Annotated in this window: 22 protein-coding genes; 15 read left to right on the forward strand and 7 right to left on the reverse strand. The window is 41.6% G+C overall.

The genetic code is table 11. The features are described from left to right. Positions 1-441 precede the first annotated feature (441 nt). The 3 genes from ACM0OX_RS17360 to ACM0OX_RS17370 all read right to left on the reverse strand — a co-directional run bounded on the left by ACM0OX_RS17360 (position 442) and on the right by ACM0OX_RS17370 (position 1,585). On the reverse strand, positions 442-696 hold the full coding sequence (locus tag ACM0OX_RS17360) for a TIGR02450 family Trp-rich protein (protein WP_012410754.1): 255 nt from the start codon (positions 694-696) through the stop codon (positions 442-444). A 71-nt stretch (positions 697-767) separates the two neighbouring features. Next, positions 768-1,142: a hypothetical protein gene (locus ACM0OX_RS17365; protein WP_414516340.1), complete on the reverse strand. Its 375-nt coding sequence runs from the start codon at positions 1,140-1,142 to the stop codon at positions 768-770. Between the two features lie 128 nt (positions 1,143-1,270). Further along, the gene (locus ACM0OX_RS17370) at positions 1,271-1,585 is read right to left on the reverse strand and encodes a helix-turn-helix domain-containing protein (protein WP_414516341.1); all 315 of its coding nucleotides are present in this window, start codon (positions 1,583-1,585) and stop codon (positions 1,271-1,273) included. A 119-nt stretch (positions 1,586-1,704) separates the two neighbouring features. Between ACM0OX_RS17370 and ACM0OX_RS17375 the strand changes: the two genes are divergently transcribed. The 3 genes from ACM0OX_RS17375 (at position 1,705) to clpB (ending at position 5,411) form a co-directional block, all read left to right on the forward strand. Then, positions 1,705-2,067 carry a hypothetical protein gene (locus ACM0OX_RS17375; protein WP_414516342.1) on the forward strand — a complete coding sequence of 121 codons (363 nt, stop codon included), beginning with the start codon at positions 1,705-1,707 and terminating at the stop codon, positions 2,065-2,067. Next, positions 2,064-2,465 (forward strand): HNH endonuclease, encoded by a 402-nt coding sequence (locus ACM0OX_RS17380; RefSeq protein ID WP_414516343.1) that lies wholly within the window; start codon positions 2,064-2,066, stop codon positions 2,463-2,465. Before ACM0OX_RS17375 ends, ACM0OX_RS17380 begins: the two co-directional genes overlap by 4 nt. Positions 2,466-2,792: 327 nt before the next feature. Beyond that, a complete protein-coding gene (gene clpB, locus ACM0OX_RS17385) occupies positions 2,793-5,411 on the forward strand; it encodes an ATP-dependent chaperone ClpB (protein WP_414516344.1) in 2,619 nt (872 codons plus the stop codon). Between the two features lie 111 nt (positions 5,412-5,522). On the opposite strand, the gene ACM0OX_RS17390 is transcribed toward clpB, so the two are convergent. Next, positions 5,523-6,080, reverse strand: coding sequence for an SRPBCC family protein (locus ACM0OX_RS17390; protein WP_322667343.1), 558 nt, complete (start codon positions 6,078-6,080; stop codon positions 5,523-5,525). Between the two features lie 422 nt (positions 6,081-6,502). On the opposite strand from ACM0OX_RS17390, the gene ACM0OX_RS17395 reads away from it, so the two are divergent. The 6 genes from ACM0OX_RS17395 (at position 6,503) to ACM0OX_RS17420 (ending at position 12,224) form a co-directional block, all read left to right on the forward strand. Further along, entirely contained in the window at positions 6,503-6,697 is a 195-nt protein-coding gene (locus tag ACM0OX_RS17395; RefSeq protein WP_292729343.1) for a hypothetical protein, read from the forward strand. A gap of 134 nt (positions 6,698-6,831) precedes the next feature. Then, positions 6,832-6,996 carry a rubredoxin gene (rd, locus tag ACM0OX_RS17400; protein ID WP_094349178.1) on the forward strand — a complete coding sequence of 55 codons (165 nt, stop codon included), beginning with the start codon at positions 6,832-6,834 and terminating at the stop codon, positions 6,994-6,996. Between the two features lie 51 nt (positions 6,997-7,047). Continuing rightward, positions 7,048-8,289, forward strand: a complete 1,242-nt coding sequence (locus ACM0OX_RS17405) for an NAD(P)/FAD-dependent oxidoreductase (protein ID WP_414516353.1) — start codon at positions 7,048-7,050, stop codon at positions 8,287-8,289. Positions 8,290-8,527: 238 nt separating this feature from the next. Beyond that, positions 8,528-9,610, forward strand: coding sequence for a hypothetical protein (locus ACM0OX_RS17410; protein ID WP_414516345.1), 1,083 nt, complete (start codon positions 8,528-8,530; stop codon positions 9,608-9,610). A 133-nt stretch (positions 9,611-9,743) separates the two neighbouring features. Further along, complete coding sequence (gene lpxD / locus ACM0OX_RS17415; RefSeq protein ID WP_414516346.1) at positions 9,744-10,796, forward strand: UDP-3-O-(3-hydroxymyristoyl)glucosamine N-acyltransferase; 1,053 nt, start codon at positions 9,744-9,746, stop codon at positions 10,794-10,796. A gap of 696 nt (positions 10,797-11,492) precedes the next feature. Further along, positions 11,493-12,224, forward strand: coding sequence for an iron-containing redox enzyme family protein (locus ACM0OX_RS17420; protein WP_414516347.1), 732 nt, complete (start codon positions 11,493-11,495; stop codon positions 12,222-12,224). A gap of 642 nt (positions 12,225-12,866) precedes the next feature. On the opposite strand, the gene ACM0OX_RS17425 is transcribed toward ACM0OX_RS17420, so the two are convergent. After that, entirely contained in the window at positions 12,867-13,772 is a 906-nt protein-coding gene (locus ACM0OX_RS17425; protein WP_414516348.1) for a CoB--CoM heterodisulfide reductase iron-sulfur subunit B family protein, read from the reverse strand. 423 nt (positions 13,773-14,195) lie between these two features. On the opposite strand from ACM0OX_RS17425, the gene acpP reads away from it, so the two are divergent. From acpP to ACM0OX_RS17455, 6 genes are all read left to right on the forward strand, one after another. After that, positions 14,196-14,450, forward strand: coding sequence for an acyl carrier protein (gene acpP / locus ACM0OX_RS17430; RefSeq protein ID WP_094349173.1), 255 nt, complete (start codon positions 14,196-14,198; stop codon positions 14,448-14,450). Between the two features lie 235 nt (positions 14,451-14,685). Continuing rightward, positions 14,686-15,936 (forward strand): beta-ketoacyl-ACP synthase II, encoded by a 1,251-nt coding sequence (gene fabF, locus ACM0OX_RS17435; RefSeq protein WP_414516349.1) that lies wholly within the window; start codon positions 14,686-14,688, stop codon positions 15,934-15,936. Between the two features lie 313 nt (positions 15,937-16,249). Further along, positions 16,250-18,277 (forward strand): transketolase, encoded by a 2,028-nt coding sequence (gene tkt / locus ACM0OX_RS17440; protein ID WP_334700649.1) that lies wholly within the window; start codon positions 16,250-16,252, stop codon positions 18,275-18,277. Positions 18,278-18,406: 129 nt separating this feature from the next. Beyond that, positions 18,407-18,700: a hypothetical protein gene (locus tag ACM0OX_RS17445; protein ID WP_292729318.1), complete on the forward strand. Its 294-nt coding sequence runs from the start codon at positions 18,407-18,409 to the stop codon at positions 18,698-18,700. A 5-nt stretch (positions 18,701-18,705) separates the two neighbouring features. Then, positions 18,706-19,122 carry a type II toxin-antitoxin system VapC family toxin gene (locus tag ACM0OX_RS17450; protein ID WP_292729315.1) on the forward strand — a complete coding sequence of 139 codons (417 nt, stop codon included), beginning with the start codon at positions 18,706-18,708 and terminating at the stop codon, positions 19,120-19,122. Positions 19,123-19,222: 100 nt separating this feature from the next. Beyond that, positions 19,223-20,587 carry a hypothetical protein gene (locus ACM0OX_RS17455; RefSeq protein WP_414516350.1) on the forward strand — a complete coding sequence of 455 codons (1,365 nt, stop codon included), beginning with the start codon at positions 19,223-19,225 and terminating at the stop codon, positions 20,585-20,587. Positions 20,588-21,020: 433 nt separating this feature from the next. Here ACM0OX_RS17455 and ACM0OX_RS17460 read toward each other — a convergent pair whose 3' ends face one another. After that, a complete protein-coding gene (locus tag ACM0OX_RS17460) occupies positions 21,021-22,100 on the reverse strand; it encodes a hypothetical protein (protein ID WP_414516351.1) in 1,080 nt (359 codons plus the stop codon). A 54-nt stretch (positions 22,101-22,154) separates the two neighbouring features. Continuing rightward, a complete protein-coding gene (locus ACM0OX_RS17465; protein ID WP_414516352.1) occupies positions 22,155-23,138 on the reverse strand; it encodes a hypothetical protein in 984 nt (327 codons plus the stop codon). Positions 23,139-23,530 lie beyond the last annotated feature (392 nt).

Consider the following 23,530-nt stretch of genomic DNA (forward strand, 5'->3'; position numbering starts at 1 on the left):
TTTTATTACTTATTTTTATAAAAAGAGTTACAAAATACAAAAATCTGAAATCTGCTTTTTTGAATGCTTTTCATAGAATTAGCTGATGTTTTTCCAACGTGTTTTCAAGGCATTGGGGCGCAGGGTCAAGGGTAAAGAGAGTTATATGCAGCCTGATGCTGGAAATACTAATGGAATTTGCGTTAGCTTAGTTCACCGAAGGTATCGCAGATAAATTGCCAGTTTTCAGTCGGTATTCACAACCATGTAATTGCTGCTTGAGAGTGAGTGAGTGTGATTTTGTAAAATATTATTAATTTTGCAAATATTTTCTAAGTCTCAGCCCAGCGAATAGGATTCGTGGCTACACAAATTTAGCCCACCTGCGTGGGCTAAGAGTAAGAGAAGAAACGTAGAGTGTGCGTAAGCCCTAATTTATTTCAGTCTATGTATTGAAGGTAATTAGGACACCTCAGTTTCAATTTCCTGGATTTCCTGTAATGTTTGCCAGCCAGCTTGCCACTGGGAGTTATCTTGTAATAATTTGGCATTTATCCAAAAACGGACTTTAGGATCGCAAGAAGCAACCATTTCGGCGTAAACCCACTTAGCCTGATTTTTACGATTGACAACTTGGAAGTGCCGCCAGCCATCAACTTTTCGCTGTGCTGTCCATTTAGAACCAACTAGGTAAGGAAATTTTTGTTTTTTAGTCATTTGTTATTCGTCATTCGTCATTTGTCATTTGTTATTGGGTATGGGTTCTTCTCCTTGTCCCCAATCCCCAGCTAGGATGTCACCAAATCGCCGTTACGGGTAAACTTTTGGCAATGCAACTCACTATCTTGCTGGACGCATAGCGAAAACCATCTAATATGACTCCAGCATGTATTGATGTTGTTGGTAATTTTGCGCTTTTTCTTGGAAAGGCGTTGTCTTACAACTTCATTAGGGCAAAGAATTTCTAACGTGCCTGTACCATCTTCGTAATCGACGATGCGAAATAGACAGTCTTGCAACATAGCACGGCTACTGCTGTCGAAAAACCGCTTAAATCGCTGTAGCTTTTCCCCTTCGCTCATTTGGCTGATGGGTTTTATTTTAAATAGCTCTTCATCCTCAAAGTCAAAGTTATCATCTTCAAAGTCGTAGGGGTCAATCATTTTCAGCATCCACTAGGCGACCTGGGATCATGGTAACTCTGTGTGGGGGCAGGAGGATAATGGTGGAGGCAAGGTAGAAGAACTTTAATACGTTATACTTACTCACGCATTTAAATTTATGCTGAGGTTCAGCCAGCTTCGGCAATAACCTTTCCAATTTCTTGAAGGGTTGCACCTGTTGCCAGCATTGCACGTATCAGCAGCTCAATTGAAACTGAAGCATCACCATTCTCTGCCTTAGCAACACGCGGTTGACTTGAGTGAATTTTCTCGGCTAATTCAACTTGTGTCATTGCTTTTTGTCGCCGTGCTTTTAAATTCCGGCTGAGTGCTAGTTTGATTCCAACCAGAGCATTTTCTTCTGGCGTTAGTTTCAAAAATTCTGAAACTGTGCCAACCTTCCAACCTCTTGCTTCTAGATGTTCCTTTTTAAGTTGATCCATGACTAATTCTGTGTATCTGTATCGTATTTACTCAATCGCTTTTTACGATTTTCAATCACTCGCTCAGGTGTTGTTCGCGTAGAGCTATAATTTGAGGCAAAGGATTCCAAGCTGGAAGCATGACTACAGTAGCAATCTTGCCAATATTTGATGCTGATGGTGAAAAAACTTATCGCGCCATTGCAGGGGATAAACACTCTGTTGGCAAAACTGCGGGGCAAGCCCTAGATGCGTTAACTACTCAGTTGGGTGAAACGGAGTTCAGCGCACTGCTTGTCATTCAAAATTTTAGCCCTGACCCGTTTTTTAGCGCTAAACAACAAAAACGGTTATCGGAATTGATGAGTTTATGGCGGTTAGGACGAGATCATGGGCTAGCATTGCCACCAGAGCAACAAGCAGAGTTGGATACTTTGGTTGAGGCTGAATTAAAAGCAGCAGCAGCCCGAACAGCTGCATTGATACAGCAAGAGAGTTTGTGAATCGGTATTACACTGCGATCGCTGGGCGTGCCAATCATCGCTGTGAGTACTGCCAAGCTCCTGAATTAATCTTTAATTTTCCATTTGAAGTTGAGCATATCATCCCGCTCTCTCGGCAAGGTGAAAATGACGAAGCAAATTTAGCTCTTGCGTGTCGCTCGTGTAATCTCCGTAAAGGAACTCGAATCAGTGGCATTGTGCCTGATTCCAACACTGAAGTTACTTTCTTTCATCCCAGACAGGATAAGTGGAGTGAGCATTTTCAGGTTGATACTCAATCGGGCAAGATTATAGGCATTACTTCCTCTGGAAAAGTCACTATCGAGTATTTGGAGATGAACAGTACTTCTCAAGTGGCAGCCCGACAATTATGGATTAGCTTGGGTTTGTTTCCATAGTCATACAGCTTGATTTAATACAACTTCAGGTATTGTGTTAAGTGCAATGAGCAAGAATCGCTCATAGGAAATCGCAACTACGGGAAAATACGACTTTTACAAGACGTGAACACCGATCTAGGCGATCGCTATCCTGTTCATACAATATCTATATATCTAATTGAGAGCAGAAATTTTCTTTACTTGGTGTTCTGGTGGTAGCCTGCGAAAAGCCCTCCGGGTGACGCTCCTACGTCGCTAACGCTGCGCTAACAGCAGTCGCTCATGGGGGAAACCCCCAAGACCGCGCTGCTTCACCATTACACCTTTACGTTCCTGAAAAAGCCTATGCAACCTACTAATCCTAACCAATTTACAGAAAAAGCCTGGGAAGCGATCGCCCATACCCCGGATATTGTTAAACAATATCAACAACAGCAAATTGAAAGCGAACACCTGATGAAAGCGCTGCTAGAACAAGATGGTCTAGCAATTGGGATTCTCACTAAAGCGGGTGTTAACCTCCAAAAACTGCGCGATCGCACTGAGCAATTTTTTCAACGTCAACCGAAAGTATCTGGTAATAGTACCTCAGTATACTTAGGACGCAGCTTAGATACACTTCTAGATCGAGCAGACGGATATCGCAAAGAGTTTGAAGACGAATATATTTCAATTGAACACTTATTGCTGGCTTACGCTAAAGATGACCGCTTTGGCAAAGCTTTATTCCAAGAATTTGGTTTAGACGAAGGCAAACTCAAAGATATTATTAAACAAGTTCGTGGGAGCCAAAAAGTGACCGACCAAAATCCAGAAGGCAAATACGAAGCACTGGAAAAATACGGGCGTGACCTTACAGAAGCCGCCCGTAAAGATCAACTTGATCCAGTGATTGGGCGAGATGATGAGATTCGTCGTACCATCCAAATTTTGTCACGCCGCACCAAGAATAACCCCGTGTTAATTGGTGAACCTGGTGTTGGTAAAACTGCGATCGCTGAAGGGTTAGCACGACGAATCGTTGCTGGTGATGTACCCAAGTCCCTCGAAAACCGCAAGCTAATCGCTTTAGATATGGGTGCTTTGATTGCGGGGGCAAAATTTCGGGGTGAATTTGAAGAACGCCTGAAAGCAGTATTAAAAGAAGTTACTGAATCTCGCGGTGATATTGTTTTATTTATTGATGAAATTCACACCGTTGTCGGCGCTGGTGCAACTCAAGGCGCGATGGATGCAGGTAACTTATTAAAACCGATGTTGGCGCGAGGCGAATTGCGCTGTATTGGGGCGACAACCCTAGATGAATACCGCAAATATATCGAAAAAGATGCGGCTTTGGAAAGACGCTTCCAGCAAGTCTATGTGGATCAGCCCAGTGTAGAAGATAGTATTTCAATTTTGCGCGGGTTGAGAGAACGTTATGAAAACCACCACGGGGTAAAGATTTCTGATAGTGCTTTAGTTGCAGCAGCAATCTTGTCGAGTCGTTATATTAGCGATCGCTTTTTACCTGACAAAGCTATTGACTTAGTAGACGAAGCGGCTGCTAAACTAAAAATGGAGATTACCTCCAAACCAGAAGAACTCGACGAAATCGACCGCAAGATTCTGCAATTGCAAATGGAGCAGTTGTCTCTGCAAAAAGAAAGCGATGCCGCTTCTCGTGAACGTCTAGATAGACTAGAAAAAGAAATTGCGGATTTTCAAGAAGAACAAAGAACGCTAAACACTCAATGGCAGTCTGAAAAAGATATTATTGACAAAATTTCGTCGGTTAAAAAAGAGATTGAACGCGTTAACTCGGAGATTCAGCAAGCAGAACGCGACTACGAACTTGAAAAGGCTGCAAAGTTAAAATATGGTACATTAACCGATTTGCATCGTAAATTGGAAGCAGCAGAAAGTGAGCTAGCAAGCACTCAAAGAAGTGGTAAATCACTATTACGGGAAGAAGTCACAGAAGGTGATATTGCTGAAATTATTTCTAAATGGACAGGAATTCCCATCAGCAAGTTGGTGGAATCGGAGAAAGAAAAACTGCTGCATTTAGAAGATGAACTGCACCGTCGGGTAGTTGGACAAGAAGAAGCAGTCACAGCTGTAGCCGATGCAATTCAGCGATCGCGCGCTGGATTGGCCGATCCTAATCGTCCCATCGCTAGCTTTATTTTCCTTGGGCCTACGGGTGTGGGTAAAACCGAGTTGGCGAAAGCGCTGGCGGCGTATATGTTCGATAGCGAAGATGCGCTGGTGCGAATCGATATGTCTGAGTATATGGAGAAACACGCCGTCTCTCGCTTAATCGGTGCGCCTCCAGGATACGTGGGTTATGAAGAAGGCGGACAACTTACAGAAGCGATTCGTCGCCGTCCTTACTCAGTAATTCTCTTCGACGAAATCGAGAAAGCCCACCCGGATGTCTTCAATATCTTCTTGCAAATTCTTGATGATGGTCGTGTCACTGATGCCCAAGGTCATAAGGTGGACTTCAAGAACGCTATTATCATCATGACCAGCAACATTGGTTCGCAGTACATTCTTGATATCGCTGGGGATAACGCCCACTACGACGAAATGCAGCGTCGAGTCATGGAAGCAATGCGAAATAGCTTCCGTCCAGAGTTCCTGAACCGGATTGACGAAATCATCATCTTCCACGGTTTGGATAAGAAGGAATTGCGGCAAATCGTTCTATTGCAAGTAGAAAGATTGCGGCAAAGATTGAGCGATCGCAAAATATCTCTCAAACTATCGGATTCTGCCCTTGATTTTTTAGCAGAAGTAGGGTATGACCCAGTATATGGGGCGCGTCCACTGAAGCGGGCGATTCAGCGAGAGTTAGAAACTCAAATTGCTAAATCCATCTTGCGCGGCGAATTCAACGACGGCAACACCATCTTTGTAGATGTGCAAAATGAAAGGTTGTCGTTTAGCCGTTTACCAGTTGAAGTTTTTACCGGATAATTACACCTGATAAATCACAGACAAAAACCCGTTTTCTGACAGAGAGCGGGTTTTTGAATTATCTACATATTATAGGTAAAGTGAAAATCCTATCAGCAATGCCTGAATTTTTTATTGAGTCTTACACATAACTTGTCGCATTTTACGCATATTTGCAGGCAACTCTAAATTCATCGCTTGTTGAATAAAAATAGATGGAATCGGAATTAGAGGTGTCGCTTGCACAGTATAAGCAAGTATTGTGCCATTACCACAATCTTGTAGTTCTAAATTGGCATTAAAGTCCTCAAAAGTCCCATTTACCATGCGAAATTGAATTTGCTGCCCCAGCACTTCTACAACATTGAGGTAAATTTCCACTTGAGCCGTAAAAAAGAAGAAGGCTTTTTGTGCTGCTTGATACAGACGTTTGACTTCACCTTTATGTACCACCTCACTCTTGGTGATATCGGGAAAATATTGCACCCAGCGGGGATAATCAGTTAATTGCTGCCAAACGTGCGATCGCACCATCGGCAAATACATCCAGGCTGTCACCGCGCCACCCGATAGCTTGTGCGATCGCGTTTCTAGCAGAATTTCACCCTGTACCAGCAACTTTTGCTTGTCTTGACTCCAAGCCATATCTGAACCTGCAATAATTGAATCTGATATATAAGACGCAGACATAATGATTAAGTTACTCCTCAACTCATCCACCTAAATAGAGTTGAAACTACAAGCCATAAAACTTGATTTAGATCCAACCCATTATTAAATTAATTCCAGTTTAATACTTATCTTTTCCGGAAAGGATAATTTTTTGCTCATCATTTCAGTTACTTTACTGTAAAAACTGTGTTTCTTATCACAATTAACATAATTAATACTTCAGTGAGTTTTGTTAAAGTACTACTTGTAGATGAAAAACTACGTTGTTAACAGCTAGAATGGCACAAACACGATTTAACATCAAGTACCTTAACCTAACGTTTGCATAGTATCTCTCGGTTTTTACGTGTTATTTCTGATGAAACTATAACTTCATCGTAACTTCATATTTTAATTATCAAGATCAAGTTTAATGTCTGTTGAGTTCAGAGGAAAATTAGGTGAATCAATCTTCTTTAAATCGTAGATTAATCCAGATTTTTGGTACACTTCTCGGCATTAGCGTTGCCGTCTGGGTACTGAGAGGTATTGGTATTCTCACTTTTATCCCAGGTGGAATTATTTGGCTACTGCTACTTGGAGCGATCGCGATCGGAATTATTAGTTATGCCCAAAGGACATGGTGGCGTTTTTAATGACTAATGACTTTGCGAAACGGTTTGATTTTCATACCGTAGTCTCGTTTAAGAATTGTAGCTTGCCTATTTTGGCCACTGCCAAAAGTATTTAATAGGGAAGCAATGCCAACAATTTACGAGGGGAAAGGAACATGGCAAAGTATAAATGTACTGTTTGTGGCTATATATATGACCCAGCAGAAGGCGATCCAGATAGCGACATAGCACCGGGAACAGCCTTTGAAGATATACCAGAAGATTGGTCATGTCCAACTTGCGGTGCGACAAAAGCCGACTTTGAACCTGATGAAGAGTGAAAATAACAGCTAGCCTAGAAAGTAGGTGCTGTAAAAGAGACATTTTTGAAATTGTTACCGTTACAAATTGTAGTTATTGGGGGTGGGGCAGCAGGATTTTTTGGCGCGATCGCTTGTGCTAAAGCCAATCCTGATGCCCAAGTTACTTTACTCGAAGCTAGTCGTCAACCCCTAGCGAAAGTGCTAATTTCTGGTGGCGGACGCTGCAACGTGACTCACGCTTGCTTTGAGCCGGAGGAGTTAGTGCAAAATTACCCCAGAGGTGCAAAAGCTTTGCGGGGTGCTTTGACTCGGTTTGGGCCTCAAGATACAGTAGCTTGGTTTGCTGCTGGTGGAGTCTATCTCAAAACAGAAACTGATGGCCGGATGTTTCCTGTCACCAACACTTCAGAAACCATTGTGGAATGTCTAATTAAAGCGGTGGCGAAATCTGGGGTAAAACTCCGCATCGGTACGCATGTAACTTCGGTGAAACGAACCGCAGCAAATGGGGGGTTTGATATTCTTCTGAAGTCGGGAGAGACAATTAAATGCGATCGCCTACTTCTGGCGACCGGTAGCAGCCTTGCGGGTTATAAAATTGTCCGAGAGTTAGGTCATCAAATTGAACCGCCAGTACCCTCGTTATTTACCTTCAACATTCTCGATCAAAAGTTGCGGGAATTGGCTGGAGTTAGCGTTAACCCTGCTCAATTGCGGTTATCTGCGGGCGGAAAATCCCAATTACAACAAACTGGGCCATTACTAATTACCCACTGGGGTTTGAGTGGCCCGGCTGTTTTGAAGCTTTCTGCTTGGGGTGCGAGAGTTCTGCACGAAAGCCGCTATCAAGCCACATTATTGATTAATTGGCTGCCTGATTTGCACCAAGAACAAGTGCGAGAAAAAGTTTTAGCAGTTAAAGATGAATGGGGAAAGAAAGCGATCGCATTGCATCGCGGCGTCGATCTACCCCATCGTCTCTGGCAATATATCATTGCCCGTGCAGGTATTACTACAGAAGACCGTTGGGCAGAAATATCTAGTAAAACCTTAAATCAACTGGTGCAAGAACTTACTCAAGGACAATACTTAATCAACGGCAAAGGAGCCTTCAAAGAAGAATTTGTTACCTGTGGCGGTGTCAAGCTCAAAGAAGTCAACTTCAAGACAATGGAAAGTAGGTTAGTTCCTGGTCTTTATTTTGCTGGAGAAATCTTAGATATTGATGGCGTTACCGGTGGGTTTAACTTCCAGAGTGCTTGGACAACCGGGTATTTAGCAGGCGTGGCAATGGCGACTAGCCATGAATAGTCTGCCGATCCAAAATTGATGGATTTGGAGTGACACAAAGACGCGGAGATTTTTTCTCCGTGTTAACCCGAACCCATTTACCAGTTCTTTAGGAAGAAGCGATCGCTACTTAACTATATTTACTTATCAAAATTCTTACTAATCCTCCAGCATTTCCCACCTTGCCACTCTATATTCACACCAGCCACCCTAGAGAAGACAAATTTTTTCGGGTGTATTATTTTTTCATTAAAAATATATGAGTACTGATAAAAATGCTGCGTCTGCAATTACGTTGCAGGAAAGCCAGTATATGCTACATGGCTTTCCAGTGCTTGGTATTCCTGATGAGGAGCGGGCTGTAAAATACTTCAGCCTGAATCCATTTCTACCAAATGTCCAGAACCGTTGCCCGATTGAATGTGCCTATTGTGTCTGCCATCAAGACCGTGACTGGCATCATTATCCACAAAACTTTCAGGATGTCTCATCTCCAGTTGACCTGCTCGATCTTCTGCTAGACTACATCTTTGCTACCCAGGAGGGACAAAAGGGCTTTCCAATTTCACTATGCGATTACTCTGACCCTTTTATTCCAGCCCACCGAGAACGCGTACTATCAATTCTGGATGCACTGATTGACCGCAAAGCTACCAACCTAGTTTACATCACCACCAAAGTCCATCCTGGTCAATCTTTTCTAGAACGCCTCAAAACAACTCTAGAGCGACCTCATTCCCTTCGAGTCACCGTCTTTGTTAGTCTACCACCCTTGAAACCAGGCTATGAGCAAGCCTCAATTCAGAGCCGGGTACAGTTACTGCAAGATTTAGTAAACCTTGGCATTCCCTGTTGTTGGTATCTGCGTCCACTGGTTGAAGAATGGTTTGATGAAGTCTTAATGTGGCAATTAGCACGTACATTATTGCCTCATGTTTCTCGTCACGTTATTCTGTCCGGGCTTGTGATGTCTGAAGAGATTGAAGCGAGTCTATTAAAACAAGAATTAATCGTTCCAGAATGGGATCGTACACAACCAGGACGTAAGCAATACTTGTCATTAGAGTTTGAGTCAAAACTGCACTCAATCCTCAGCACTGTAGCTAGCGAGCAAAATATTTCTCTCGGCCCGGTGATGGGACATCGGCTATGTGGTACAAATGGCAATCATGCCTATGGCTGCTTGATTTGCGCCAAACAAAACCGTTATTGCCAGCTTTTTCAACTTCATCACTATGGTGAAACGATCGCTGCCGAAGATAATCAACGCCTCAAGACGCTACTGAGACAAGATTCAGTGAAAGTAAGCTCACGAGAGCCATCAACAGAAGAATGTCAGTAAAGTAATCCAACCGGAAGCGAAGCTAGGAACAGTCTGATTGTTTTATCACTACGCATCTACAAAATTATTCTATTGGAGCATAAAGAGGGAAAATTATCTTGCAATTGTAGATCAATTTTGAACACACCCAACAATGAAATTCAGCGAAATCCTCCGTCAATTTGGTGACGCGGCCACCAATCATAGCCTGACTATTAACCCAGACCAAGACCCAGAAATTACAGGGGTAGCAGCCATTGATGAAGCTACCAACGGTACGATCGGTTACGTAGAAAGTGCAAAATTTAAATCTTTTGTCGGCAATACCAATGCTAGTGCTTTAATTTTGCCCCAGGACGAAAAATTGCAGGCGCTTGCACAAGAGAGGGGTATTGTCTGGCTAGCAACCCCAGATCCGCGATTATTGTTTGCCAAAGCGATCGCCCTTTTTTATCAACCATACCGCCCTACGCCAGAAATTCATCCCACCGCTGTGATTCACTCCACCGCAAAAGTTGGTAATGATGTTTATATTGGCCCCCATGCTGTGATTCAACAAGGAGTAGAAATTGGTGATGGTGCAATCATTCATCCCAATGTAGTGATTTATCCAGATGCCAAAATAGGCGATCGCACCACCTTACACGCCAACTGTACCATCCACGAACGCACACGTATCGGTGCAGATTGCGTCATTCACAGTGGTGCTGTCATTGGTGCAGAAGGCTTTGGTTTTGTTCCTATCCGTACTGGTTGGTTCAAAATGGAACAATCAGGCTATACAGTCTTAGAAGATGGCGTGGAAGTTGGCTGCAACACTGGCATTGACCGCCCAGCAGTCGGAGAAACACGGGTAGGTCGCAATACAGTAATTGATAGCTTAGTGCAAATAGGTCACGGTTGCCAAATCGGTTCTGGTTGTGCGATCGCAGGTCAGGTTGGTATGGCCGGAGGTGTTAAACTGGGAAATCGCGTCATTTTAGCTGGACAAACAGGAATAGTCAATCAAGTGAAGATGGGAGATGGGTCGATGACATCTGCTCAAACTGGAATTCACAACGATGTTGCACCAGGAGAAATTGTCTGCGGAACCCCAGCCCTTCCTTACAAACTATATCTCAAGGTATCTGCTGTTTATGGCCGCCTGCCAGATATGTATCAATCGCTAAAACAATTGCAACGTAAATTCAAAAATAGCAATGAATAAGCTGAAAGTTATCTAAACTACATAACCAAATTCAAAATAACTCTTGTGGGGCGTGAATCTTGCACGTCCCATTCTGTATTCTTGTTTAAGAAGATTTTGTTTTTATTCCTATTGACAGATGACAAAGAAAAGTTGCTGAATAATTTTATACCAACTTTAGAAATTTGTAGAAAAAAATAAAGATTTAGTTAATGATGTTTTTTTATTTGCTTACAAAAAAATAAAACACTAGAATTTTTATTAGGACAAATTACGAGCTTGTACTGAATTATTTTGCAAAAGAGGGTAACAAATTATTCGTAACAACTATGCATACAGTTCAGTTAACCAAAAACAAAAATTTTTGGAACGCATTCTAGTTAAAGTTTAGCCTCAATTGTTGAAGATAATGTCAATTTTCAAGCTTATCCTAACCGAAATAAGGATTTGCAAATAACTTGTGAAGTATGGTTACAAAGGGTCTGCCCATTTTACTATGTAAACTGCCTCAGTAATTGTCCATTATTCGCATCCAATCAGTCAATCAATTAACTGAAGTGAGTTCACTTTTTTTAATAAGCATTTGCAAACATACTCTGAAACATAGTTGCAAAGAGTATGCATTCTTTGCTATGCAAGCTGTGTGAATAATTGTCTAGATATTCACGTCAAGTTAGACAATTAAGATCGATAAAAATCCACTTATCCCCTAAAATAATGACTGCAATTATTTCTTTAGATACTAAGATATCTAACCAATTACAGCAAGTTTTGTTAGAACTCACAACAGCACAGGATTTGTCTCTACATCCCTTTGTTCAACGCTTTGCCAAAGGAGAATTTTCACAAGATGCAATCCGCCAGTTTGCAATGAAAATGCTACCTGGCTCAAACAGATTTAATATGGCTTTTCTGAAAGTTGCGTCCAAAATGGATAGTTACCATGCTAGAACGATTATGCTAGAAAATGCATTTACAGAGCATGGAGAACTCAACTCAGACCTTGCTCATGTAGCATTATTTATGCGTTTTATGAAAGGTATTGATTGTCCTAAAATTGATATTAATGCCGATGATGGAGCGTTTTTAATTCCGGCATTACGCTTTAAGAAATTTGAATTTTGTGATGATGAACCTATAGTACGCTCTCTAGGAAGATTTGCAGCAATTGAGCAAGTATTACCTGGAATTTTCATCAAATATATCGAAGGACTTCGTAAGATATTTAAAGGTATTGATGACCATACCATCGAATATTTTCATCTCCACTGCCACTTAGATCCAGAACATACAGACGAATTGATTCAAGTGGCTCAAATTTATACCAAGTCTGAGAAAGATGTTGAACTCTTCCGTGAAGGAGTTGAAGATATGGTTAAATCAATTGGCGATATGTTTTCTTGGATGGATGAAAACATCGAAAAAGAAGCATTGACTTTACAAAGCTAATACCAAAGCGATTCTCAAAATTAGAGTTTAATTAAAGTTATCCAAAATTACCAATCTTATATATTGTAAGTTGGTTAATTTTGGAAATTTTTTATCAAAACAGAATAAAGGCGTCAGTTGTCAGAATAAAAAAAGGTTATTCTGTACGACTAACGCCTTGGCGCAGCTATTGTTGCTTTGCTCCTGAATTCTTCGGCAATTTTTGAAAGTCTCTATTAAAAGCCTTAGATAGTAAATATAATTCCAGGAGTGAGCACACTCAAACTGACATCCTCAGCTAGGGGATTAAGGGAGGTAATTAAAATCATAGCAAACACTTTTCAAACAACCTCTAAGCCCCTTGTACTCCATAAACTTATACCAATTCAATTAATGATTGCAACACATTCTTGGGTAAAGACGCGATGAATCAATCGCGTCTCTACAAATGGTCTATTTGTCGCATTCTTTTTTCAAATTGGTATTAGAACTAGCCTTTCAAGGTGGGTAAAATTTTGCTCAATAAACTCTCTTTAACCTCTTAACTCTGTGTTCTCTGCGCCTCTGTGGTTAAATAAAAGACTTTTGAACCGCAGAGACGCGGAGGGCGCAGAGAGAAAAAAAGAGATTTTACCAGTCAGATTAAAAGGGCTAGTCCTAAAACTAAAATCCTAATTTTTCCAACACTGGCTTTGTAGAAACAATGTGACGGTCTAAACCCAGTTCTTTTGGACTAACACCAAGTGCCAAAGCAATCAATTGGGGTAAATGTAATACTGGTAAACCTAGCTTTTGTTCAATCACCTTTTCTACCTCTGGCTGACGCGAATCTAAATTTAAGTGGCACAGAGGACAAGGTGTAACTATACAGTCAGCACCAGATGCTAAAGCGTCCTGAATATGCATCCCCGCCATCTTAAAAGATTGGGTAGTGGCATAACTAGAAAGCGGCCAACCACAACATTGTGTCCTACCTCGGTAATAAATTGGTGTTGCACCCACCGCCCGAAACATATTTTCCATCGCTTCCGGTTGGAAAGGGTCGTCATAAGGCATAGATTTTTGGGCGCGGAGGAGATAACAGCCATAAAAAGCCGCACATTTTAATCCAGTTAACTTTCGGGTGACACGTTTGGTAATTTCCTCTAAACCGTAATCTGTCACCAAGGCGTAAAGAAGATGTTTAACGTCAGTACTACCGCGATAAGGCGAACAACCTTCTTTATTTAGCAAGCCATTAACCTGTTCCATGTAAACAGGGTTAGTTGTTTGGCATTCCTTCAGGTGTTCGTTTACATGACCGATAACACCTTGACAAGTGCTGCAATGGGTAAGTAAGGGCAGATTTAATTCTTCTGCTAGGGCAATATTTCTGGCGTTGACTGTATCTTCTAGCAGTTGCGAATCTTCTTTAAATGTGCCAGAACCGCAGCAAGCAGCTTTTTTAAGTTCAACTAGTTCAATGCCCAATGCTTGGGTAAGCGCTTGAGTTGACTGGTAAAGTTCTCGACAGGCCCCTTGAGCAACACAACCGGGGAAGTAAGCGTATTTCAGTGTCTGAGGTAGCATAGAAGTATGTTTGGGTTAGAGCGATCGCTCTAAACAATAACTGTTTTATCATTCCCTTGTTAGCACTAAAGTTCTGATGTTTGACGTTTAGCTACCCTTTAAGCGTCTAGGTTAAAGGGTCGCGGCATCTACATATTCTTAACTGCTAGCAAGGCTGTAAATACCGATCGAGACATTGTAAAAAATTTTAGCAATAATTGGAAAACCAAAGCATTTACACGGCATTGGCGATGGCGTAGCACGCTCTACTGCTCAAGTGTTTCTAGAAAAGTTACCCCATTTATTTTAAAAATGGCAGAGGTTTTCTAGCAGAAAAACCCTTGGAAGTATGCGGGCGATCGCGCTTGACGATAAGATGTATATGCTCAAAACAATGTCTCCTCTAAAGAGCAGATCGTAGCAAGTGGTTAAGGACTTTTATTTATGAGCCAAGCGGAACTTTTTGAAAAGGTCAAGAAAATCGTTATCGAACAACTGAGTGTTGATCCCCCAGATAAAGTCACACCACAAGCCAAGTTTATGGAAGACCTGGGAGCAGATTCTCTCGATACCGTTGAGTTGGTGATGGCTTTGGAAGAAGAATTTGATATCGAAATTCCCGACGAAGCTGCCGAGCAGATTACATCCGTTCAAGACGCAGTAGATTACATCAATAACAAAGTTACCGCCTCAGCTTAACTGAGGATTGGAATTGGGGATTGGGATTGGGGAGATTTTTCTCTAATATCTAGCCACTCTTCGCTTGACGCTGCTAATGTCACTAATGCTGACGTTAACGACAGTCACTTGAAGTCAGCAAATCCGATGCCAGTCGCTCGTAAAGGAAACCTTTAAGACCGCGCTGGCTCACCAGTACCTAGTCGCTAACCTCAAATTTTTTGCCTGCTGCTTTTTCGCCATTTTTAACTGAATCATGACAGATCATACACGTAAACGCGTTGTTGTAACTGGTGTTGGCGCGATTACACCTATAGGTAACACAGCAACAGAATATTGGAATGGATTATTGAGTGGACGCAATGGCATTGACTACATCACATTATTTGATGCGTCTCGCCATGATTGCCGGATTGCTGGTGAGGTGAAAAACTTCGATCCGCATGATTACTTGGAGCGTAAAGAGGCCAAGCGCATGGATCGATTTTCCCAATTTGGGGTTGCGGCAGCAAAACAGGCTCTAGCTAACTCGGAGTTAGCGATCAATGACCTGAATGCAGAACAGGTAGGTGTGATGATCGGTTCTGGCGTTGGTGGGATTAAGGTATTAGAAGACCAGCAAACTATCTACCTCAACCGTGGCCCCGATCGCTGTAGTCCATTCATGATTCCGATGATGATCGCCAATATGGCCGCAGGATTAACGGCAATTCACACGGGTGCGAAAGGGCCAAACTCTTGTCCTGTAACTGCCTGTGCCGCTGGTTCCAACGCCATTGGAGATGCTTTTCGCTTAATTCAAGGGGGATATGCCCAGGCAATGATTTGCGGGGGAACGGAGGCAGCTGTCACACCATTGTCGATAGCTGGGTTCGCCGCCTGCAAAGCACTCTCTTTTAACAATGATGACCCGGCTCACGCTTGCCGTCCCTTTGACCGCGATCGCAACGGATTTGTCTTGGGTGAAGGTGCAGGAATTTTAATTCTCGAAGAACTGCAACACGCCCTAAGTCGGGGCGCTCACATTTATGCCGAAATGATCGGTTATGGCATGACCTGTGATGCCTACCACATCACCTCCCCCGTACCCGGTGGACTTGGAGCGGCTAGAGCGATCGAACTGGCTCTTAAAGATGCTGGCATAACTCCCGAACAAATTAGCTATATTAATGCCCACGGCACTAGTACCCCAGCTAATGATTCAACTGAAACCTCAGCAATCAAAAAAGCCTTAGGAGAACATGCTTATAAGGTGGCAATTAGCTCCACCAAATCGATGACAGGTCATTTATTGGGCGGTTCTGGAGGTATTGAAGCAGTCGCAACAGTACTAGCGATCGCTAATGACCAAATTCCACCGACAATCAATCTGGAAAATCCCGATCCAGAGTGTGATTTAGATTACGTGCCTAACTATAGCCGCGCTCAAAAAGTCGAGGTGGCAATATCCAATTCCTTTGGGTTTGGCGGTCATAATGTCACACTGGCCTTTAAGAAATACGTTTAAAAGAAGGCAGGAGGCAGAAGGCAGGAGTCAGGAATCAGAATTCAGTAGTTTAATCCAACTCTGCTCGTTTGCCCAATGCCCAATGCCCCATGCCCAATGCCCAATGCCCAAAGTATCAGAAATATCATTCCGATATAACTTAAGCGTTCAGCATGACCCAATTATCAGCTTGATTTATCACCATAAACTCAGGAGATCCCGCTTGTCCATCGACAAGCGGGAGTGGGATGATGAGGATACTGTGGGGAATCTAAAATAACCCCAACAAGAGAAGCTACGAAGAGTGCTAACCCGTCGTTAAAAACAAGAGATTATGACTGTTGCAACCCAATCCGCCAAAGAATTGTCCGTCGAAGAACTGGCTATTAACTCGATCCGCTTCTTGGCTGTTGATGCCGTAGAAAAAGCAAAATCGGGACACCCAGGACTGCCAATGGGCGCGGCTCCGATGGCTTTTGTCCTCTGGGATCGCTTTTTGAAGTTTAACCCCAAGAATCCCAAATGGTTTAACCGCGATCGCTTTGTCTTATCTGCCGGTCATGGCTCGATGTTGCAGTACGCCCTACTGTACCTCACAGGCTACGATAGCGTCACCATTGAAGATATCAAACAATTCCGTCAATGGGAATCCAAAACCCCTGGACACCCCGAAAACTTCATGACCCCAGGTGTGGAAGTCACAACTGGCCCCTTGGGTCAAGGAATTGCCAATGGAGTCGGTTTAGCGATCGCTGAAGCGCACCTTGCCGCAAAATTTAACAAACCCGATACCAAGATTGTTGACCATTACACCTACGTAATTGTAGGTGACGGTTGCAACATGGAAGGAATTTCTGGTGAAGCTTGTTCTTTTGCAGGACACTTGGGATTAGGCAAACTCATCGCTCTGTACGACGACAACCACATTTCCATCGACGGTTCCACAGATGTGGCCTTCACCGAAGATGTTTCCAAGCGGTTTGAAGCTTACGGTTGGCACGTCCAACACGTCGAAGATGGCAATACCGATTTAGAAGCGATCGCCAAAGCAATTGAAGCAGCCAAAGCTGTCACCGATAAGCCTTCTTTCATCAAAGTAACAACCATTATTGGTTACGGTTCCCCCAATAAAGCAAACACTGCTGGCGTTCACGGCGCTGCCCTTGGTGGAGATGAAATAGCATTGACTCGGAAAAATTTGGGTTGGGAATACGAGCCTTTCGTAATACCCGAAGAAGCCCTCAACCACACACGCAAAGCAGTTGAGCGCGGCGCAAGCTACGAAACCGAATGGAACAAAACCTTTGCGGACTACAAAGCTAAGTATGCCCAAGAAGCGGCTGAATTTGAACGTTACCTAAGCGGCAAGCTACCCGACGGTTGGGATAAGGTACTACCCACCTACACCCCCGAAGACAAAGGACTACCCACCCGTAAACACTCAGAAACCTGCCTCAACAAACTGGCGGCGGTATTACCTGAATTGATTGGTGGTTCGGCTGACTTAACCCACTCCAACTTGACCGAAATCAAGGGCAAGGGCGACTTCCAAAAAGGAGAATACCAAAACCCCAACATCCACTTTGGTGTGCGGGAACATGCTATGGGCGCAATCTGTAATGGTATAGCGCTGCACAGTTCAGGATTAATTCCCTACGGTGCTACCTTCTTGATCTTCACAGATTATATGCGTGCTGCTATCCGCTTATCCGCCCTTTCCCAAGCTGGCTCGATTTGGGTGATGACTCACGATTCCATTGGACAAGGTGAAGATGGCCCGACACACCAACCCATTGAAACTCTCGCTTCCTTGCGTGCCATTCCTAATTTATTAGTGTTTCGTCCCGCAGACGGTAACGAAACCTCTGGCGCTTATAAAATAGCGATTGAAAAAGCGAAGCAAAACGCTCCATCTCTATTGGCGTTCACCCGTCAAAACGTTCCCAACTTGGCTGGTACATCGGTTGAGGGCGTAGCAAAGGGTGGATACACCGTGGTGGATAGCGAAGGTACACCCGATATCATCCTGATTGGTACTGGTTCAGAATTGAGCCTCGCCGTTGGCGCAGCCGAAAAACTTAAGGCTGAAGGCAAGAAAGTTCGTGTTGTTTCGCTACCTTCATGGGAACTGTTTGAAGCACAAGATGCGGCTTATAAAGAGTCCATTCTGCCAAAAGCTGTTACCAAGCGTTTGTCTGTAGAAGCTGCCGCTAGTTTCGGTTGGCACAAATACGTGGGTACTGAAGGCGATACTGTTAGTATCGATCGCTTTGGTGCTTCGGCTCCAGGTGGTGTTTGTTTAGAGAAGTTTGGTTTTAGCGTTGATAATGTATTAGCTAAGGCTAAACAATTGTTGGGTTAATAGCAACAGAATATTCTCAAAATAGTGTGAGGTGGGCTGAAAGGCCCGCCTTTTTTTACATAGAGGAGCGTTGAGGGAGATTGTTTATAATTACGGGATACGGGAATTATTTGATTAATGGAGGGAATTATGGCAGAAGTTGCTAATTATCATCAAGAACTGAGTAACCGCATATCACCAATCGTTGAAAAGCTCATTAAAGGTAATAGCTTATATCAAGTTAAGTTAAACCAACAGGAAATGATAGAAATGTTGGTAGAACTCTTTGGGCAGTTGTCACAAAAAGAAATAAGAGTTATTACCGAGCATGAATTGACACGCAGAATTGATAAGATTCTTGTGTTAGAGGCTGTTTCTGGTACGTTCAATGATTTGACCCCAGAGCAAATCAAAATGTACGATGAAGCAGTAAAACGAAAATAGATTAAGTGACTTATTTATTAGATACAAATATTGTTAGTTACATTTTGAGGAGAAATGCAACTGTTGGCAGAAAACTACGGGATGCTAATCGTTCGGGACAAGAAGTGTTTATCAGTTGCATAACTTATTATGAAGTTAAAAGAGGGCTTTTATATGCAAATGCTATGAGGCAGCTAGCAGAATTTAATCAATTTTCTCAAAAATATGAAGTTTTATTCTTGGATGATATAGAAATTCTTGAGAGAGCCTGCGAAATCCATGTGGATTTACAACGTAGGGGTTTGACGATACAAGAACAAGATATATTGATAGCGGCTACAGCAATTACACGCGGTTTAATTCTCGTTTCCAATGATTCTGATTTGCTGAGAGTGAGAGTGCAGGGAATTAATTTAGAAAATTGGGCAAGAACAGAACCTTGAGTTTGAAGCGATATCACCCTGGCAATAACTGGCTTAACTGACTTAGTATATTTAAGGATGCAACAGTAAAAATTTATTCAATATACTAACCAGACTCTCAATGGAATCTTTGGAATCGCTTTTTAAACAATATCCTCCTGCACTTATACCAATTTACTTGACTGGAGAACCTAATCAACCTATCCAACTTTATCAAGGTTCCTTAAAAATTACTCAAGAAGGAACTGTATATGAAGGATATGGTACTGTTTCCTTTGAATGGCTGCCATCTCCCGATGTTAAGTTCCTGTTTTCAAAATCTAATAATGAATCCCTTTTTCAATTGGAGCTTGGTAAAGGTAATCTAAACCTTTTAGAAATCCAAGCTTATGCTGAAGTTTGGATTTCTAGTATTCTTCCTATCTACTTTGAGCATCAAGATGGAGATATTTCAGGTAACTTAAATAAACCTGTAATATTCAGTTCAGAACATAATTTATCATATATAATCTTTCACCTAACCAACTTTCATCAATTTAGCGGAATGGCTATATCAACATCAAGAGGAATGTGGCGAGGTAGACTTATATTAGAAGCTGAGAGTTGGTATATTTCTATTGACCGCTTGGAAAATTTCGGAAATATTATGAAGTCTCTCAAATCAAAAGGAGGCTACGCCATAACTCATGTGGGGACACTCGAACGTTCCGATAAAAAGCCTTTTACCACAGAGGAAGCTGATGATGTATTGGAAGCTTTGCATTGGTTTCTCTCTTTTTCTAGAGGCTTCAGAACTTCTCCTATTCTATTAGTCGGTTATGACAACAGCGGGGAAAAGGTTTGGGAAAAATGTACTTCTTATACAACATCACCCTGGCGAAGTGTGCATTCGTGGTTTGCAGATTCGCAAGAATCTTGCAGTCTCAGTAAACTTTTTCCAGGTTTCCTTAATCGCTGGCGAAGTACTATTTGGAATCAGCCGATAAGGTTTGCAATCCATTGGTATTTGGAAAGTATTGCTCAAGCCGGAGCAATACAAGGTTCCATTGTTTTGATGCAAGCTGCTTTTGAAATCCTTGCTTGGACTCTTCTAGTGGAAGAAAAAGCTATCATCAGTCAACAAGAATTTAAAAAACTTCCAGCAGCTGAACAACTAAGACGCCTCCTTTCACAGTGTGGTGTCCCACTGAAAGTCCCTGACAGCTTAACTGACTTGCTCAAAGCCTCAAAAGAAAAAGAATTAAATTGGGTTGATGGCGCACAGGCTTTAACAGAGATACGTAATGCAATCGTTCATCCTAATCCAAAAAAGCGTCAAAAATATCTTAACCAACGCTTTCCAGAACAAATAGATGCTTATAAACTTGGATTATGGTATCTAGAACTCATTCTATTACATCTTTTTGAGTACAAAGGCAAATACTTCAACCGTATAGCAAATAAGGAATTTTATCGGGAAAATATCGAAGTTGTTCCTTGGGTTTAAAAATAAACTTTAATGATTGCAAGAACCTCACCCCCGCAACCAACTATAAAAAATGCCATTACCAACTCTTGTCGAGACGTAGCAGTGCTACGTCTCTTTTGCACCAGATGCCTTTATCCCCTTAAAAGTGAAGGTTCCTACAGGGGTAACATTATTTACTAACTTTTTTAGTTAAACTTAAATTCTCTGTGATATACTTATGTAATCTAAAATACCAGTAATACAAATATTAAAACTTAGTATTATGTCTAGTCAAGAACAAAATTCTAACAAAGCATTAAAGCAAACGCAGGCTAGCGCAACAAAGAAGAAGAAAGTACAACCTCCCTCAGACCTCAAAAAACCAAAGAAAACTGAATAAAAAGCATTAGAGTTACTTGCAGAGGCTTAAATTAAATTAAGCCTCTGCAATTTTCATCAAAAATAAATCAGCTTATTTATTTTTTGCTTGAGTCTTTGCCTGTTCTAAAGCTATTTCTTTGATTGCCTGATATGAATTAACATTTGATGTACCTTCAATAGCTTTAACTGCCAAATCCTGAACTTGTTTGAGAGCGGATTCCAGTTGTTTAGAAAGATTTTGAATGCGCGTCTCTTGATTAGTTATAGTTTGTTCTAGAGATTGCAGTCTTTGTTCATAGAAACGCTTTTGCCCTTCTACTTCCTTGGAATATAAATCTGATTTTACTTTAGCTTGGTAGTGGGCAATGCCTTTGCCTTCTTCTGTAGCTTTTTTGATGGCTGCTTCTTTATCTTTCGGAAAAGCCTCTACCTTGGCTTTTAATTCTTCAAATTGTTTCTCTCTTTCAGAAATTGCTTTCTCCCGTTCAGCCCACTGCTTTTCTGTTTCTTGTAGTAATTCTTCCAGTTGCTTATATAGCGCTTTCTGCTCTTGTTCGTATTCGTCATTTTGCAGTTGCCGCTGGAGTTCTAAATTATACTTATACTCTGCTGCATCGCGTTGCCGAGTTTTATTCAAGTTTTCATTCCGTTCTTTTATCGCCCGTTGCTGTTCCTCCTGTTCTTTTCCCCAAGTATTTCTTTGCTCTAGTATTTCTTGGAATAACACTTCAGAACGTTGGCTATATTCTTCCTGATAAGCTTTAGTATTATCTTCATAAGATTGGATGAGAGTATCCAAGATATCCTCAGAAATTTCTAAATTATGCAGTTGTGTTAATTGTTGGATTTCTTCTTCTAAAGTTCGCCTAATTTCTTCCAATTTAGAGGATTTTGTGGTTAGCTGTTCCGATAATTCATTAGCAGCACTGCCAAAACCTAATTGAATCTTTGCCAAGCTTTCAATTGTATTGTTCATCTTTTGTTGGACACTAGATAGCTGATTCATAGCTATTTTTTGTTCTAATTTAGGCTGTTCTTTAGTTCCAGACTGGTTTTCTTTGCCAGCTTTATCAAGCTCTGATTTCAGTGCTGCTTTTTCTTTTGCCAACTCCTCATACGCCTGAAGAATTTCTACTTTAGTATTCTTATCAGTCGGTTTTTTCCCCACCACAACAAACCTCCTCTTCAGGAATTTAAAATGATTTAAGATGCTACGAAGTCACAACTATTTAGGGTTAGAACTACCAAAAGCCCTCATAGCTAAGTCTTGTGCTTGTTTTAATGCAGTTTGCAATTGAGCAGAAATGCCTTCTATTTGCTCTGATTGTTTTTTAATTGTTTCTTCTAGAGATTGAATTTTTTGTTCATAACTCTGTTTATTCGATTCCCATTCTCTTTCAAATAAATCAGCCTCAATTTTAGCTTTTTGGCTTGTTTCTTTAATTGCTTCTTCTCTAGCCTTCTTAACGGCTTCTTCAAGTTCGCTAGGAAATGTAATTACCTTTTGTTCATAATCTGCAAAGAGTGGTTGGCGTTCAGCGAAGATTTTTTCTCGCTCTGCCCAATCTTTCCCTTTCTTTTGAGAATTTTCCTGTATTTCCCTTTGTTGTTGGCGCTTTATCCCTTCGTAGCTGTCTGTATTGAGTTTGCGAGTAGTTTCTAACTTATACTGAAATTCTTCTTGTTCTTGCTGGCGATCTTTGGCTAATAAATCGTTATATGCTTGAAGTTTTTCTTCATACTCTGCTTGCTCTTTTTGCCATTCTTTCCGTCTGATTGTAATTTCTTTCTCTAGTGCTTCCTTTTTGCTAATAGTATCTTGTTCGAGAATTTTTAATTTTTCTTGGTGTTCTTGACTTAAAACGTCTAAAGTATCGGCTACAACTCTAATTTGTTGCAGTTCTTGTAGACGTTGGGTTTCAATTTCTATAGCTCGGTTCAATTCATCTAACTTGGAATTCTCCTGAGCTAGTTTTTCAGATAATCCGTTGAGAATACTGCCAAACTCTAATTGTAAATCAGCTAAACCTTTGACAATACTATCAACTGTATATGCAGAAGCGGCTTGCAGAATTTCTTGACTTTTTGCCTTTTCTGCTTCCTCTTGTTTGGTTGCTATTTTAGATTCAAGTTTTTTTCTTTGGATAATAATTTGTTGAAATGCTTGCATTAGTTGTTGTTTGCTGTCTTTGACTCCAACTGTAGTCATCTTCCAACTCCCTTCAATAGGCAAATGATTTATTGGGTAGCAAGCCATATCAATGACTACCCTATGCAGACATCAGAGTAGCCTTTGAATCAACATTTTTAACCCAGTGTAAATACTGAAATGATCCACGTCTGACACTTAGTGGGTACGAATTTTCCACATATATGCCTTTCTGTTTTTCAGGTATAGTTTTCCCTTTGAGGCTTAATAGTACTTTTGTACTAAAGTAAATATACTTAATCTAATCTCCTCTGTCAAGATAATCTTCATGCAATCATGTCTTTGGATCTTTTGAAGACAGAATCGAAAATTCAAAGTCTTCAATTCAAAAACTATTACAGGACTTACGCAACTGGCACAAATAGCGGGCGGGGCTACACCCCGCCACGCAA

The organism is Nostoc sp. PCC 9305, assembly GCF_963920915.1.
In the GTDB taxonomy this organism is placed as follows: domain Bacteria; phylum Cyanobacteriota; class Cyanobacteriia; order Cyanobacteriales; family Nostocaceae; genus Nostoc.

Coding starts and splice junctions, on each gene's coding strand:
- rd (WP_094349178.1), top strand. CDS start 6,832: ATGGCAAAGTATAAATGTACTGTTTGTGGCTATATATATGACCCAGCA.
- ACM0OX_RS17410 (WP_414516345.1), top strand. CDS start 8,528: ATGAGTACTGATAAAAATGCTGCGTCTGCAATTACGTTGCAGGAAAGC.
- ACM0OX_RS17420 (WP_414516347.1), top strand. CDS start 11,493: ATGACTGCAATTATTTCTTTAGATACTAAGATATCTAACCAATTACAG.
- ACM0OX_RS17455 (WP_414516350.1), top strand. CDS start 19,223: ATGGAATCTTTGGAATCGCTTTTTAAACAATATCCTCCTGCACTTATA.
- ACM0OX_RS17360 (WP_012410754.1), bottom strand. CDS start 696: ATGACTAAAAAACAAAAATTTCCTTACCTAGTTGGTTCTAAATGGACA.
- acpP (WP_094349173.1), top strand. CDS start 14,196: ATGAGCCAAGCGGAACTTTTTGAAAAGGTCAAGAAAATCGTTATCGAA.
- lpxD (WP_414516346.1), top strand. CDS start 9,744: ATGAAATTCAGCGAAATCCTCCGTCAATTTGGTGACGCGGCCACCAAT.
- ACM0OX_RS17390 (WP_322667343.1), bottom strand. CDS start 6,080: ATGTCTGCGTCTTATATATCAGATTCAATTATTGCAGGTTCAGATATG.
- ACM0OX_RS17465 (WP_414516352.1), bottom strand. CDS start 23,138: ATGACTACAGTTGGAGTCAAAGACAGCAAACAACAACTAATGCAAGCA.
- ACM0OX_RS17365 (WP_414516340.1), bottom strand. CDS start 1,142: ATGATTGACCCCTACGACTTTGAAGATGATAACTTTGACTTTGAGGAT.
- clpB (WP_414516344.1), top strand. CDS start 2,793: ATGCAACCTACTAATCCTAACCAATTTACAGAAAAAGCCTGGGAAGCG.
- ACM0OX_RS17375 (WP_414516342.1), top strand. CDS start 1,705: ATGACTACAGTAGCAATCTTGCCAATATTTGATGCTGATGGTGAAAAA.
- fabF (WP_414516349.1), top strand. CDS start 14,686: ATGACAGATCATACACGTAAACGCGTTGTTGTAACTGGTGTTGGCGCG.
- tkt (WP_334700649.1), top strand. CDS start 16,250: ATGACTGTTGCAACCCAATCCGCCAAAGAATTGTCCGTCGAAGAACTG.
- ACM0OX_RS17370 (WP_414516341.1), bottom strand. CDS start 1,585: ATGGATCAACTTAAAAAGGAACATCTAGAAGCAAGAGGTTGGAAGGTT.
- ACM0OX_RS17425 (WP_414516348.1), bottom strand. CDS start 13,772: ATGCTACCTCAGACACTGAAATACGCTTACTTCCCCGGTTGTGTTGCT.
- ACM0OX_RS17445 (WP_292729318.1), top strand. CDS start 18,407: ATGGCAGAAGTTGCTAATTATCATCAAGAACTGAGTAACCGCATATCA.